This is a genomic window from Novacetimonas hansenii, assembly GCF_014843995.1.
Taxonomy (GTDB): Bacteria; Pseudomonadota; Alphaproteobacteria; order Acetobacterales; family Acetobacteraceae; genus Novacetimonas; species Novacetimonas hansenii.
Genome location: NZ_CP062147.1, coordinates 1,230,277 through 1,244,193 on the forward strand (window position 1 = coordinate 1,230,277; position 13,917 = coordinate 1,244,193).

Genomic DNA, 13,917 nt, shown 5'->3' on the forward strand with positions numbered 1-13,917 from the left:
ACCCATATCAGCCCAGATGCCCAAGCAGTCCGTCGATCAACTGCTCCAGTTTCTGGTTTTCGGCCCGTGCGGTAAAGGTCAGGGCCATGCGGTGCGCCAGCACGGGGTGGGCCAGTGCTGCGACGTCATCCAGCGTGGGCGATAGCCGCCCGTCAAGCAGCGCGCGTGCCCGCGTCGCCAGCATCAGCGCCTGTGCCGCACGCGGGCCGGGCCCCCAGGCCACGGCATCGCGGATCGCGGGGGTGCTGGTGGTTTCCGGGCGGGCCTCGCGCACCAGGCGGACGATGGCGTCCACCACCTTTTCCCCCGTGGGCAGGGCGCGTACGACCTGCTGCGCCGCGATGACGTCATGCGCGCTCATGACAGGTTCCGCCGTGGCCTGCGTGGTGCCGGTGGTGGCCAGCAGCATGGCGCGCTCGGCCTCAAGGTCCGGGAAATCAAGCAGGATCTGCATCATGAAGCGGTCAAGCTGCGCCTCGGGCAGGGGGTAGGTGCCTTCCTGTTCGATCGGGTTCTGCGTCGCCAGCACGTGGAACGGGCGCGGCAGGGCATGGTCGGTGCCTGCGATCGCGACATGGTGTTCCTGCATCGCCTGCAGCAGGGCGGACTGTGTACGCGGGCTTGCGCGGTTGATTTCGTCGGCCATCAGCAACTGGCAGAAAACCGGTCCGGCGACAAAGCGGAAGCTGCGCCGCCCCTGTGCGTCCTCGTCAAGGATTTCACTGCCGAGGATGTCAGACGGCATCAGGTCGGGCGTGAACTGCACCCTGCGTGCATCAAGGCCCATTACCCGCCCGATGGTCGTGACCAGCAACGTCTTGCCCAGCCCCGGCGCACCCACCAGCAGCGCATGCCCCCCCGCGAGGAGGGATGTCAGCGCAAGGTCGATCACGCGATTCTGTCCCAGTATGACCTTGCCCACCTCCGCACGGGCGGCGCGCAGCCGTGCGGCAGTGGCATCGGCCATCGCCGCGGCCTGTATGGCATCGGGGGGGGAGGATATCGTCATGTTCGCAGGCTCCGCGCGGGAGGGGGAAAAGGCATCGGAGGTCATCATTCCTTCAGTCTGACACGTCCGGGGGTTTCATCAAGCCGGGGTTGCTCCCTATATCAGGTGGAGCAAGGTTTCATAATGTTCGGGTTAACGCACTTGACGGACGATTTCGAGACGAGAGTCACATTCGGTGGCATGCGCCCCGCTGCTGGCCGCCCCGCTGCGGCAGGTTCCGTTGCCGGGCGACAGGGGCACGATGCCGGTCCGGGCATGCCTTCGCAAGGGGCGCGCGCGGCCACGGGGGCATCCACGGGGGCATCCATGGGGCCGGGCGGTCCGTCATGCGGGGCGCTGCCTTTCCTGATCCGCCGGGACGGGACGTGGCTGTATCGTGGCTCGCCCATTACGCGCAAGCCGATGGTCTGCCTGTTCGCCTCCACATTGCGGCGTGACCTGACCGGGGCGTTCCGGCTGCAGACCCCGGTGGAATCCGGCACGATAGAGGTGGAGGACGCGCCCTTTGTCGCCGTCAGCCTTGAATGGTGCGGCTGTGGCCGTAATCAGGTCCTGTCCTTTCGCACCAATGTGGATCAGGTGGTCTGTGCCGGGCCGGACCATCCGATTCGTGTCGACTGGGACCGTCCCTGTGACGAGGACGGGGCCGGGGCGGTGCCGTATGTGCAGGTGCGGCCGGGCGATGGTCCCCTGCCGATCGAGGCACGGGTATCGCGGGCTGTCTATTACGAACTTGCGGCCCTTGCGGTGCCGGGGCATTGCCACGGCGCCCCCTGCCTTGGGGTCTGGAGCGGCGGGGTTTTCTTCCCCCTTGGCCGCCTGCCCTGTTGCAGGGAGGGGGATATGGGCGACGATGATGACGGGGATGGCTGTGCGCAATGACGCCACGCCTCGTCTGATGTGCCGATGCTTCGGGGTGCGTGGGGGGATTTATTGCACAGGGGACGGGCGATGAACGATGCCCTGCCGCCAGTTGCCCCCACCCAGCCTACGCCGCGTCAGTCCGCCCCCGGTCAGCCTGCTTATGCTCAGCCTGCCCCCGTTCAGCTTGCCCATGTTCAGCTTGCCTCTGACCCGCTGGCGCGGCTGTACCGCGCGCGGCCGGAGACTGTCGCGACACTGGCGCGGATATGGGACATCGTGCCTGATGCACGGCTGGTGGGCGGTGCGGTGCGGGACCTGTTGTGTGGACGTGCGGTGTCGGACATGGACATGGCCACGGCGTTTCCCCCGCAGGACGTCATGGCGCGGCTGGGCGCTGCGGGCATCCGGGTTGTGCCGACGGGACTGGCGCATGGGACGGTGACGGCGGTGCTGGAGGGGCGCCCTTACGAAATTACGACCCTGCGCCGTGATGAACAGACCGATGGCCGCCACGCGCAGGTTGCATGGACCGATGATTGGCGCGAGGACGCGGCCCGGCGTGATTTCACCATCAACGCGATGTCCTGCGACCGTGCGGGCGTGGTGCATGATCCGTTTGGCGGGCGGGCGGACCTTGCGGCGGGACGTGTGCGTTTCGTGGGGGACGCGCACGCCCGTATTACGGAGGATGCGTTGCGTATCCTGCGTTTTTTCCGGTTCAATGCCCGTTATGGTGGCGACGCGCCCGATGCGGATGCCATGGCGGCGGCAACCGCGTTGGCCCCCATGGTCGAACGCCTGTCGGTTGAACGGATATGGTCCGAACTGCGCCGTATCCTGACCGGACCACGGGTTGCGGCCACACTGGCATTGATGGAGCATGGCGGCGTGCTGGCCCGTATCCTGCCCGAAGGCTACGACCTTTCACGCCTTGGGCGGCTGCTGGCCTGCGATGGGCCGGCAGATGCGCTGCTGCGGTGCGCGGCACTGTTTGTGGGGGACATGCAGGCGGTGGCGCAACGGCTGCGGCTGTCGCGCGCGGATGAACGTTTCGTGCGGGCGGTGCATGATGGGGCACTGCATGGTGGGGGCGATGGCCTTCATCCGGGCATGACAGGAGCGGAGATCGCGCGCATGCTGGTGGCGGACCCGGCCGATATCCTAATCGCGCGCACATGGCTGCGGCAGGGGGAGGTGCTGGGGCGCCCCGATGTCGGGTGGGACGACCTGCGTGCCATCATAACCCGATGCCCACGCCCGGTCTTTACGCTGGCGGGACGCGACGTGGTGGCGGCCGGATGCCCGCCCGGCCCCCGTGTAGGGGCGATATTGGCACAGGTGCGGGACTGGTGGCTGTCGGGGGGATGCGTGGCGGATCGCGTCGCCTGCCTTGCGCACCTGCGACATGTGCTGGGGGCCTGAGGGGCACGCCACACCGGATTTCGTGGTGTCCCGGTTTTTCCGTGCCGGTTTTCCGTCCCGTTTTTGGGTGCCGTTTTTCTGGGGCGATGAAAAAAACACGAACCGGTTTTGCATTAAAGGCATGCAGGAGTTTATAGGGCCGTATGAACGTTGTTCGATCGACGCGGCCCGATGCCGCCGGAAAAAGAATGCCGCCAGATCCCCATGCCCCGGCGTCAGCCGACGGGCTTGCCCGTCGGTTGTGGCGCGAGGAGCTGAGCCATTATCGCCTGCGCATCGCGGGGGTGGTGGTGCTGACGGCCCTGATGGCGGTCTTCAGCGCACTGTATCCGCTGGTGATCCAGCGTGCGCTGGACATGTTCGCAACGCAGGACAGGCGCATCCTGTATCAGGTTCCGATTCTGGTGGTCCTGATCACCACGGCCAAGGCCATTTCCCAATATGGGCAGAGTGTTGCGGTGCAGGGGCTGGTCCTGTCGGTCATCCGGGGTCTGCAGGGGCGGATGTTCGCCCATCTGGTGAATGCCGACATCTCCCGCATCGAGGCGGAGGCCCCGGCCCGGCTGGCCGCGCGGTTCACCACCGATGCCGTTTCCATCCGCGAGGCGATGATCCGTGCGACCAACGCGCTTGGCGATGGCGTGACGGTCGTCGGCCTGATCGTGTCGATGTTCTACATGGATTGGGAACTCAGCCTGATCGCCGCCGTGCTGTATCCCATCGCCGCAATGCCCGTGCGTAGGCTGGGTAAGCGCCTGCGCCGGGAATCGGGGGGGGTGCATGAACAGACAGGCAGTACTGCCGCGTTGCTGACCGAAAGCTTTGCGCAGGCCCGTACCATCCGCGTCTATGGGCTGGAGGCGGTGGAGCAGACGCGCGCGAACCATGTCCTCGACATGCTGCATGCCGGCCTGCTGCGCATTGCGCGGGGGCGTGCGCGCGTGGACCCGATGCTGGAGGTGCTGGGCGGGATCGCGGTGGCGGCGGTGCTTGGCTTTGCCGGGTGGCGCGCGACGCAGGGTGGCGCGACGCTGGGGGATTTTTCCGGTTTTGTCGCAGCGCTGCTGCTTGCGGCGCGGCCGCTGCGCGCGCTTGGCACGCTCAATGTCGCGCTGCAGGAAGGCATGGGCGGGTTACAGCGTGTTTTTGAGGTCATTGATGAACCCGCCGCAGTGTGTCAGTCTGCCGACGCGCGGCCCCTGCCCGCCGGGCGTGGGGATCTGCGTTTCAATGATGTGTCCTTCGTCTATCCCGACGGGCGGATGGGGCTGGCGGGGCTGGATTTCGTTGCCCGCCCCGGTACGACCGTTGCACTGGTGGGGGCGTCGGGGGCGGGGAAGTCCACGGCCCTGTCGCTGGTGCCGCGCCTGCATGACGTGTCCGGCGGCGGGATCGTGCTGGATGGGGAGGATCTGCGCCACCTGATCCTGTCGGACCTGCGCGATGCCATTGCCTATGTCAGTCAGGATTCGCTGCTGTTCGACATGTCGGTGGGGGACAATATCCGCATGGGCAACCGCCATGCCGATGAAACGCAGATGCGTGCGGCAGCCCGTGCGGCGGCGGCGGACGCGTTCATCATGGCGTTGCCCGATGGGTATGACACCATCGTCGGGCCGGGGGGGCAGAGGTTGTCGGGGGGGCAGCGTCAACGTGTCGCCCTGGCGCGTGCGCTGCTGCGCAATCCGCGCATCCTGCTGCTGGACGAGGCGACAAGCGCGCTTGACAGCGAAAGCGAGGCCACCGTGCAGCAGGCGCTGGCGCATCTGCGTCACGGGCGGACGACCATCATCGTCGCCCATCGCCTGTCCACCATTCGTTCCGCAGATCTGGTGGTCGTGATGGCCGAAGGGCGGGCCGTCGAACGTGGCACCCACGATGACCTGATGCGCCATGACGGCGTCTATGCCCGTATGGTCCGAACACAGGCTTTTGGCCTGTAGTGCGCCTGCTGGTGCATTAGGGGCGAATAAGCCATGCACGATGGTTGAAGTCGCTTCGCGTTCGTGCCATGCATTGACCGACCCGTTCGGTCAATACGGTCGCGCTGCGCGAAGCCGGAAGATACGAATCGCACGAAATGAGGGAACCACATGGCCGGTGATGAAGCCCAGACGCCAGACAAAGCACAGGCAAGCGACCACAAGCCCACGGAAAAATCGTCCCGCAAGATCATCTTGATCGCGGTACTCGTCGCGCTGGTCCTTGCTGCGGCGGTGTACTGGTTCCTGCATCGGGGCGAGGTGGAGACCGATGACGCGTTTACCTCTGGCCGTGCGGTCACGATCGCACCGCATGTGCGTGGTTACGTGACCGAGCTGCTGGTCAATGACAACCAGTTCGTCCATGAAGGGCAGGTCCTTGCGAGGCTTGATGACCGTGACTGGCGCGCCGAACGCGACCAGGCCGCGGCCAACCTGGAAATAGCCCGCGCACAGGTTGCAAGTTCCGAACTGATGCTTGCCGTTGCGCAGAAGAACTTCCCCGGCCACCTGCTGGCGGCACAAGGCGCGTTGCAGGGCGCACAGGCGCAGGAATTCCGCGCGCAGACCGATTTCAGGCGGCAGCATTCCGTTGCCCGTGCCGCCACGTCGCAGCAGGACATAGATTACGCCACCGCGGCATTGGACGAGGCAAAGGCCCGCGTGTTGCAGGCGCAGGGCGAATTGCAGCAGGCCCTGCCGGTGGAGCCCAATATTTCCAGCACGCAGAGCAAGGTTTCCCAGGCGCAGGCGCAGGAGCATGAGGCGGAAGCCCGGCTGCGGCAGGCGGAGCTGAACCTTGAATGGACCGTGATCCGCGCACCGCATGATGGCTGGATCTCGCAGCGTAATATCGAGCGCGGCACCCTTGCACAGGTGGGGCAGACGCTCTTTTCCATCGTGGAGCCCGAGGTGTGGATCGTCGCCAATTACAAGGAAACGCAGCTTGCGAACATGCGTCCGGGGCAGAAGGTGGATATCGCGGTTGACGCCTATCCGTTCCTGAAGCTGAAGGGGCATGTTGATTCGTTGCAGCTGGGTACCGGTGCGACCTTCAGCGCCTTCCCGCCAGAAAACGCTACGGGCAATTACGTCAAGATCGTCCAGCGCGTCCCCGTCAAGATCCTGATCGACGAAGGGCTGCGTCCTGACCTGCCGCTGTCGCTTGGCCTGTCGGTCGAACCCACGGTCTTCACGCGATGAGTGCGGCGGCAGCCCCCACCGATGGCCACGCCGAACAGGCGTGGAAGCCGAAGCATAATCCGTGGCTGATTGCCGTGGTGGTCACGGTTGCCGCGTTCATGGAGATCCTTGACACCACCATCGTCAACGTCTCCCTGCCGCACATCGCGGGGAACCTGTCGTCCACCTATGATGATGCGACATGGACGCTGACATCCTACCTTGTCGCCAACGGCATCGTGCTGACCATTTCCGGCTGGCTGGGGAAGCTGTTCGGGCGAAAGAAATACTTCCTGATATGTATTTCGATGTTCTCGATCTCTTCGTTCCTGTGCGGAATTTCGACCAGCCTGCCTGAACTGATCTTCTTCCGCCTGTTGCAGGGGTTTTTCGGGGGCGGCCTGCAACCGAACCAGCAATCGATCATCCTTGATACCTTTCCCCCGGCAAAACGCGCTGCGGCCTTTGGCCTGACGGCGATTGCAACCGTGGTGGCCCCCGTCATCGGACCGTCGCTCGGGGGGTGGATTACCGACAATTATTCGTGGCGGTGGGTGTTCTTCATCAATGTGCCCGTCGGCGCACTGGCGACGGTTGCGGTGTCGTTTATGATCGAGGACCCGCCATGGGCGCGCAAGCAGCCGGCCCCGCTGGATTTCATCGGGATCGGCCTGATCACCATCGGGTTCGGCTGTCTGGAGGTCGCGGTCGATCGTGGCGAGGACGAAGACTGGTTCGGGTCGCGCATCATTGTCATCATGGCGATCCTGGCGGTGCTGGGTATCGGCGGGGCCATTGCCTGGCTGTTGCATACCAAGAAACCGGCCGTGGATTTAAGGGTGTTCAAGGACAGGAATTTCGCGGTCGGCACTGCGCTGATGGGGGCGGTGGGGGCGTTGCTCTATTCCTCTGCCATCATCGTGCCGCAGTTTGCGCAGCAGGTCATGGGCTATACCGCGACCCTGTCGGGCCTGATCCTGTCGCCCGGCGGTGTGGCCGTCATCATCCTGATCCCGCTTGTCGGCATGGCGATGAAAAAGGTGCAACTGCGTTACATCATCGCCTTTGGCTTTTTCCTGATGGGCATGTCGATGTTGTGGTCGGCGCGGCTGGTCCCGGCACTGGATTTCCGCCATCTCGTCTTGTTCCGTATGAGCCAGACGGCCACCATGGCTTTCCTGTTCGTGCCGATTTCGACCATCACCTATGCCACCTTGCCGCGTGAACTTAATGCCGATGGTTCCGCGTTGTTCAGCATGGCGCGCAATGTGCTGGGATCGCTCAGTATCTCCGGGGCGACAGCGATGGTGACGGAACTGCGTCAGGCACATCAGAGCAATATGGTCCACTGGATGACGCCGTTCCATCAGCCCTTTAACGAATATCTGTCACAGGCGCGTATCGCGGCGGTGGCGCGGGGCTTTGCCGAACCTGTCGTCAATTCCGTGGCCATGGGAAAGCTGTACCAGCAGTTTTCCAAACAGATCGCGATCCTTGCCTATAACGAGGTGTTCATGATCCTTGGGATCGGATCGCTTCTGGTGGTGCCGTTCTGCTTCCTGATGTCGCCGCTCAAGGGAGGGGACAAGTAATGGCGGCGGATGGGGACATCCGCGTTGCCTGTGCCGCGATCGTCCGTGATGGCGCCCTGTTATGCGTGCGTAAGGTGGGGACGGGACTGTTCATGCTGCCGGGGGGAAAGCCCGAACCCGGGGAAGAAGGTCTTGCCGCCTTGCAACGTGAAGTGATGGAGGAACTGGGTTGTGCCCTGCACCCGGGTGGTGCGCGGCCATTGGGGCGGTATACGGCCCCTGCCGCGCATGAGGTCGGGCGGACGGTGCATGCCGATATCTGGCTGGCGGACCTGTCAGGCATTCCACAGGCGCAGGCGGAAATTGCGGAAATTCGCTGGATTGACCTTCATGATCCCAAGGCCGGGCCACTGTTGGCCCCGCTGCTGCGCACTCAGGTCATGCCCGCACTTCGCCAGTTGTAAGGGGTGTTTGAAAAGTCAGGCTTTATAACATCCTGAAATTATAAAGGTTTTTGGTGAAGCTTTTTCTAAAAAGCTTCAGAAGACGCCGCCTTTTTGAAAAAAGGCGGCGCCCAAAAACTTTCCTTATTTTTTATCAATGCGTTGTTTTCAAAAAATCTTTAAGGGATTTTTGCAAAAACAGCGCCAAAGACAGGCAGTTTTTAAAAAACTGCCTGAAAGCTTATATGGTTTTCCCGCAGGTCTGTTCCACAGGACCTATGCCCCGGCCGGTTTGGCGAAACGGCTGAATTCCTGCATGACCTGATCATAGACCGACCGTTTGAAACCGACATTAAGCCGTGACATGTCGCAAGCAGGCACCCATTGCCACATGTCGAATTCGGCCGGCAGATGCGTGTCGAGGCGTATATCGCCATCGTGTCCTGCAAAGCGCAGGGCAAACCATTTCTGTGTCTGTCCCCGGAATCGACCGCCAAGTGCCTTGCCAATCAGGTGATCGGGCAGGTCATAGCTGATCCACTGCGGATATTCGCCAATGATGGTGGCGTGATCGGTACCAATTTCTTCCATCAATTCGCGCATCACCGCCTGTCGTGGGGTTTCACCGTCATCAATGCCCCCCTGCGGACATTGCCATACACCCTCTGTAACGGGACCACCTGCGCCGGGCATGTCGGTGCGACGCGCCATCAGCACTTCGCCCCGTGCGTTGAACAGCATGGCCCCCACATTGGGACGATAGGGTAGGTCGGATTTATTGATGCTCATGGATGTGCGGGCACGGAAGGTGTGGCAGGCGGCGTGGCCGGTGCAACAGGGGCGGAGGGCGTTGCCGGTGCTGCTGGCGTGGTTGGGGCCGTGGCGGGGGCCGTAGGCGTGACCGGTGCCTGCTGTTCCGCAGGTGCCGCCTTGGCGCCGGGTTTGGCCTGTGTCGTCGGGGTGTTGACCGTGGTGGGTGCTGCCGCATTGGCCTTGGTGGTATCGGGTGTAACCGGCAGGCCAGCCATCGCATGGACGACCTTCAGGCCCTCTTGCAACTGAAAGTCGGTCGTCGGCTTGGTCGGATCGTAATCGGGCCACCCGGCGGGTGGTTCATGCGGCAGGGTCTTTGCGATGGCGGGCAGGTCGGTGCGGGTCGGGGCCTGCGCCGTGTTGCCACCGCTGTTCTTGATGATATGCGCCAGGTCCGCCTCGCGGATGCTGTAGCTGTCATCGTCGCGGCTTTCCTTGACCACGATATCGGGCATGATGCCCAACCCCTGGATGGAGCGGCCGGACGGCGTGTAATAGCGCGCGGTGGTCAGGCGGATCGCCCCTTCACCGGGGATCGGCAGGATGGTTTGCACGGATCCCTTGCCGAACGTCTTTTCCCCCACCAGCACGGCGCGGTGATGGTCCTGCAGCGCTCCGGCGACGATTTCACTGGCGGAAGCAGAGCCACCATTGATCAGAACCACGATCGGCAGTCCGTTGGTGATGTCCACGTTATGGGCATCCCAGCGCTGGCTGTCCTGTGGGTGGCGCGCACGGGTGGAGACGATTTCGCCATTCTTGATGAAATCGCCGCCAACGTCGATGGCCTGCGTCAGCAGCCCGCCAGGGTCGGAACGCAGGTCGATGATCAGGCCATTAAGCTTGCCATGTGTCTGGGCCTGCAGCTTTTTGTAGGCATCCACCAATCCGCGCTGCGTTTCCTCATTGAACTGGGCAATGCGGATATAGCCGGTGGATTCATACAGCGCCGACTTGATGACCTGCAGCGGTATGATCGCGCGCGTCAGGGTCACGATGATCGGTTTGGGCGTCTTTTCACGGATCAGCGTCAGGGTAATGCGCGTATCGGGTTTGCCACGCATGCGGGTGACGACCTGATCGAGCGGCTGCCCGTCGATGTTCTTGCCGTCGATGGCGACGATGAAGTCACCCGGCCGGATACCTGCCCGGGCCGCGGGCGTGTTGTCCACGGGGGAGACGACGCGCACATGCCCGTCTTCGCCCTGCACCTCCAGCCCGAGGCCACCGAACGTGCCCTTTGTCTGGACCTGCAGGTCGGAAAACTGTTTTTCCGTCATGTAGGAACTGTGCGGGTCCAGCCCGCTGAGCATGCCATTGAGCGCATTGGTGATCAGGTCGCGCGTGGAGACGGGTTCGACGTAGTTTGCCTTCACCTTTTCCAGCACATAGCCGAACAGGAACATAAGCTGTTCGATTTCGTGCGGGGAATTATCCTTGGGTGACGGGCTGTCCGCATGGGCGATGGATGTCAGGTCAAGCCACCGCCCGCCCGAATGAAAGGCGATCTGTGGACCTGCCGCGATGCCAGCAAGAAAGGCGCAACCAAGCAGCAGGCCATTACGGAACTTCATGCGTCGTCGTCTCCTGAATGGCCATCCGCGCATCGGCTTCTGGCCTGCATATGGTGATCTGCCCCATACAGGGGGGGGGCGATCATCGTCCGTCGTCGGTCGCACATCTTATACCGAACTTGGCGCACACGGAAACCGTGTAAACCAATTCTACAGATAGGGCGCGGGGTTAACGGTGCTGCCACCGCGCCGCAACTGTACAAACAGGGTGGGGCGCGCCTGCGTGCCCGACCATGCGGGCATCTGTCCCACCGGTGCGCCCTTGACGATCTGTTGGCCGGGGGCGACGGCCATGTCCCCGATTCCGGCAAGGACAAAGCGGTAATGCTGTCCGCAGTTGAGGATCATCATCTGTCCGTAGGAGCGGAAGGGGCCTGCGAAATCGACTCGCCCGCTGCATGGTGCGCGCACCGTCGCACGCGATGGCGGGGCATAGGTCACGCCGCTGGCCGGGCCACTTTCGGTGGATTGGCCCCAGCCTGTGACGATGTTGCCGGGCACGGGCGCCCCCGCGCCCCCGGGACGTGTCGTGTTGACGCCCGGGCCGGGACCGGCGGCAAGCGCGCGGGCACGGGCGCGTGTGGCCTCGGCTTCCTGCGTGCGGTGGGCGCGCTCGGCTTCTTGTGCCGCACGTTCAAGGTTGGCCTGCGCCGTGCGTTCCACCTCTTCGATGCGGCTGATGGCGTCCTGTACGCTCGATGCCCGGCGGGCGGCATCCTCTACCTGCTGGGTTGCGCTGCGTACGGCGGCATTGGACTGCTTTTGCGCCTCCAATGCCGCATGGGCGGAGCGGTTGACACTGTCGCGCTGGCTTTCTTGCTGTGCCAGCAACTGCGCCATGCGCCCCTTCTGCTGCGCCAGTTCGGTATCAAGCTGCGTCAGGCGGGTGCGACGGTCATGGATCTGTTGTGCCTGCTGGGCAATGCGTGTCATCAACCCACGCATGACCAGCAGCCCCGTCACCGCGCGATCAGCAGGCAGCGGCACCGCCAGCAGCGTGTCGGCGGGATAGAGGGAAAGGCGTTCGACCACCGGCAGCAGGGGCGTCATTGCCGCGACCTCCTGCGCCAGGGCGTGGCGCAGGGTGTCCTGTTCGGTGTGCAGGGCGGCGATCCTGCTGTCGAGGTCGGCCGTATCCTGCTCCGTACGTTGCAGGCGCGCCGTGGCGTCCACGGTGGCGGCAGACAGTTCGGTGGCACGCGCGGCGTCACGCTGGGCCTGTGCCTCGGCGTCGTGCTGGGCCTTCACGCGGGCCTGCATTTCCGCGCCCTGCTGTTTTTCACGTGCCAGCAGCGCCGCGCGTTCCGCGCGGGCATTCTCGATCTGGCGACGGATGGTCTGGGTCTCATGCCCCTGGGGTGCCGCACTGGCGCCCGCATGGGACCGGGATGGCGTATGGGGCGTATGGGATGCCAACGGGGCCGCGATGGAGGCAGGCATGGTGGCCTGCGCGATGGCAAGCCACATGACCCCCATGCAGGCGCCGCGACGTAGCGTGATGGCGTAAAGCGGACCCGTCAGGATGGCGTGGGCCCATCCATCAGGGATCGTCCCGTCATCGCCGCCGGCTGCGTCAGGCCCATCAGTTCAAGCAGCGTGGGCGCAAGGTCCGCCAGCCGACCGTCATGCACATGCGCGCCCGCCACCCCATGCAGCACCACCGGTACGACGTTGAGGGTATGGGCCGTGTGTGGCCCCTGTGTTTCCGGGTCGAACATGGTTTCGGCGTTACCGTGGTCCGCCGTGACCAGCAGCGCACCACCCGCGCGGTCGATGGCCGCTACGATGCGGCCAAGGCCGGTGTCCACGGCCTCCACCGCCTTGATGGCGGCAGCCAGCACACCGGTATGGCCCACCATGTCGGGATTGGCGAAATTCAGGACGATCAGGTCGTATTCGCCGCTGTCGATCGCCTCCACCGCGCGTTGTGTCAGTTCGGGGGCCGACATTTCGGGTTGCAGGTCATAGGTCGCGACCTTGGGGGAGGGAACCATGATCCGGTCTTCGCCAGGCAGTTCCGCCTCGCGCCCGCCATTGAGGAAATAGGTGACGTGGGGATATTTTTCCGTCTCTGCCATGCGAAGCTGCCTGCGCCCTGCGGCCGACACCACATCGCCCAGCAGGTCGCGCAGTTCCTGGGGGGGGAACAGGATGGAAATCAGCTGCGCCAGCCGGTCGGAATAATGCGTCATGCCAAGGACGGCGGCGAAGTGGATGACGCGTTTGCGGTGGAACCCCTCAAACCCCTGTTCAAGCAGCGCGTCGAGCAACTGACGGATGCGATCGGCGCGGAAGTTGAATGATACGATCCCGTCGCCATCCTTCATGCCCTGATAATCGCCAATGACGGTGGGCTCGATGAACTCGTCCGTGGTACCTTTGGCATAGGACGCTTCCAACACCGCATCGGCGCTGGCGGCGTGCGGTCCGTGGGCTGCGGTGATGACGTCATAGACCTTTTGCACGCGGTCCCACCGCCGGTCACGGTCCATGGCGTAATATCGGCCCGAAATGCTGGCGACATGCGCAAGGGGCGGCAGGTTGCGCAACAGGTACGCCACATAATCGCGGCCCGAATGCGGGGCGGTGTCGCGCCCGTCGCTGAAGATATGCAGTGCGACGGGAATCCCTTCCGCACAGATGATCTTCGCCAGTGCGATGGCGTGATCCTGATGCGAATGCACTCCCCCGTTGGACACCAGGCCCATCAGGTGGCAGGTGCCACCGCTTTTCTTCAGCGCGGAAAGGAAATCGCGCATGACCGGTGCCTGTGCCGCGCTGCCATCGCGCAGGGCGGCGCTGATGCGTGGCAGTTCCTGCATAACGACGCGGCCCGCACCGATATTGAGGTGCCCGACCTCAGAATTGCCCATCTGTCCTTCCGGCAGGCCGACATCCTCCCCACATGTGCGCAGGAACGCGTGCGGATCGTGGCCCCACAGCCGGTCGAAGGTCGGGGTGTCGGCTGCGGCGACGGCGTTGTCTGCCGTATCATCGCGCCAGCCGAAACCGTCGAGGATCGCCAGCATGACGGGACGGCGGGGGCTGTGGGTGGGTGCATGGGTGGGCATGGGTTGTTCCTCTCCCTTATTTTGT

The 13,917-nt window shown here is 63.9% G+C and carries 11 protein-coding genes; 6 read left to right on the top strand and 5 right to left on the bottom strand.

What is annotated here, in order from left to right; translation table 11 throughout:
• Window positions 1-7: 7 nt before the first annotated feature.
• Window positions 8-1,057, bottom strand: a complete 1,050-nt coding sequence (locus tag IFJ82_RS05325; RefSeq protein ID WP_075596058.1) for an AAA family ATPase — start codon at window positions 1,055-1,057, stop codon at window positions 8-10.
• Window positions 1,058-1,315: 258 nt separating this feature from the next.
• Between IFJ82_RS05325 and IFJ82_RS05330 the strand changes: the two genes are divergently transcribed.
• The 6 genes from IFJ82_RS05330 to IFJ82_RS05355 all read left to right on the top strand — a co-directional run bounded on the left by IFJ82_RS05330 (window position 1,316) and on the right by IFJ82_RS05355 (window position 8,455).
• Window positions 1,316-1,891, top strand: coding sequence for a DUF1285 domain-containing protein (locus IFJ82_RS05330; protein ID WP_075625070.1), 576 nt, complete (start codon window positions 1,316-1,318; stop codon window positions 1,889-1,891).
• Between the two features lie 69 nt (window positions 1,892-1,960).
• The gene (locus IFJ82_RS05335; RefSeq protein ID WP_225578792.1) at window positions 1,961-3,295 is read left to right on the top strand and encodes a CCA tRNA nucleotidyltransferase; all 1,335 of its coding nucleotides are present in this window, start codon (window positions 1,961-1,963) and stop codon (window positions 3,293-3,295) included.
• Between the two features lie 188 nt (window positions 3,296-3,483).
• Entirely contained in the window at window positions 3,484-5,238 is a 1,755-nt protein-coding gene (locus IFJ82_RS05340) for an ABC transporter ATP-binding protein (protein WP_040512487.1), read from the top strand.
• 150 nt (window positions 5,239-5,388) lie between these two features.
• Window positions 5,389-6,480: an HlyD family secretion protein gene (locus tag IFJ82_RS05345; protein ID WP_075625019.1), complete on the top strand. Its 1,092-nt coding sequence runs from the start codon at window positions 5,389-5,391 to the stop codon at window positions 6,478-6,480.
• On the top strand, window positions 6,477-8,051 hold the full coding sequence (locus IFJ82_RS05350; RefSeq protein ID WP_003621018.1) for a DHA2 family efflux MFS transporter permease subunit: 1,575 nt from the start codon (window positions 6,477-6,479) through the stop codon (window positions 8,049-8,051). The genes IFJ82_RS05345 and IFJ82_RS05350 overlap by 4 nt, the downstream gene beginning before the upstream one ends.
• Window positions 8,051-8,455: an NUDIX hydrolase gene (locus IFJ82_RS05355; protein ID WP_192265818.1), complete on the top strand. Its 405-nt coding sequence runs from the start codon at window positions 8,051-8,053 to the stop codon at window positions 8,453-8,455. Before IFJ82_RS05350 ends, IFJ82_RS05355 begins: the two co-directional genes overlap by 1 nt.
• A gap of 255 nt (window positions 8,456-8,710) precedes the next feature.
• Here the strand turns inward: IFJ82_RS05355 and IFJ82_RS05360 are convergent, their stop codons facing one another.
• The 4 genes from IFJ82_RS05360 to gpmI all read right to left on the bottom strand — a co-directional run bounded on the left by IFJ82_RS05360 (window position 8,711) and on the right by gpmI (window position 13,892).
• On the bottom strand, window positions 8,711-9,223 hold the full coding sequence (locus tag IFJ82_RS05360) for an RNA pyrophosphohydrolase (RefSeq protein WP_075596061.1): 513 nt from the start codon (window positions 9,221-9,223) through the stop codon (window positions 8,711-8,713).
• Window positions 9,220-10,821, bottom strand: a complete 1,602-nt coding sequence (locus IFJ82_RS05365; protein ID WP_192265820.1) for a S41 family peptidase — start codon at window positions 10,819-10,821, stop codon at window positions 9,220-9,222. Before IFJ82_RS05365 ends, IFJ82_RS05360 begins: the two co-directional genes overlap by 4 nt.
• Before the next feature lie 150 nt (window positions 10,822-10,971).
• Complete coding sequence (locus IFJ82_RS05370; protein ID WP_225578793.1) at window positions 10,972-12,297, bottom strand: murein hydrolase activator EnvC family protein; 1,326 nt, start codon at window positions 12,295-12,297, stop codon at window positions 10,972-10,974.
• 41 nt (window positions 12,298-12,338) lie between these two features.
• A complete protein-coding gene (gpmI, locus tag IFJ82_RS05375; protein WP_192265822.1) occupies window positions 12,339-13,892 on the bottom strand; it encodes a 2,3-bisphosphoglycerate-independent phosphoglycerate mutase in 1,554 nt (517 codons plus the stop codon).
• Window positions 13,893-13,917: the final 25 nt, after the last annotated feature.

Bases quoted from the DNA above. Each gene is read 5' to 3' on its own strand.
- IFJ82_RS05325 (WP_075596058.1), bottom strand. From the start codon at position 1,057: ATGATGACCTCCGATGCCTTTTCCCCCTCCCGCGCGGAGCCTGCGAAC.
- IFJ82_RS05330 (WP_075625070.1), top strand. From the start codon at position 1,316: ATGGGGCCGGGCGGTCCGTCATGCGGGGCGCTGCCTTTCCTGATCCGC.
- IFJ82_RS05335 (WP_225578792.1), top strand. From the start codon at position 1,961: ATGAACGATGCCCTGCCGCCAGTTGCCCCCACCCAGCCTACGCCGCGT.
- IFJ82_RS05340 (WP_040512487.1), top strand. From the start codon at position 3,484: ATGCCGCCAGATCCCCATGCCCCGGCGTCAGCCGACGGGCTTGCCCGT.
- IFJ82_RS05345 (WP_075625019.1), top strand. From the start codon at position 5,389: ATGGCCGGTGATGAAGCCCAGACGCCAGACAAAGCACAGGCAAGCGAC.
- IFJ82_RS05350 (WP_003621018.1), top strand. From the start codon at position 6,477: ATGAGTGCGGCGGCAGCCCCCACCGATGGCCACGCCGAACAGGCGTGG.
- IFJ82_RS05355 (WP_192265818.1), top strand. From the start codon at position 8,051: ATGGCGGCGGATGGGGACATCCGCGTTGCCTGTGCCGCGATCGTCCGT.
- IFJ82_RS05360 (WP_075596061.1), bottom strand. From the start codon at position 9,223: ATGAGCATCAATAAATCCGACCTACCCTATCGTCCCAATGTGGGGGCC.
- IFJ82_RS05365 (WP_192265820.1), bottom strand. From the start codon at position 10,821: ATGAAGTTCCGTAATGGCCTGCTGCTTGGTTGCGCCTTTCTTGCTGGC.
- IFJ82_RS05370 (WP_225578793.1), bottom strand. From the start codon at position 12,297: ATGGGGGTCATGTGGCTTGCCATCGCGCAGGCCACCATGCCTGCCTCC.
- gpmI (WP_192265822.1), bottom strand. From the start codon at position 13,892: ATGCCCACCCATGCACCCACCCACAGCCCCCGCCGTCCCGTCATGCTG.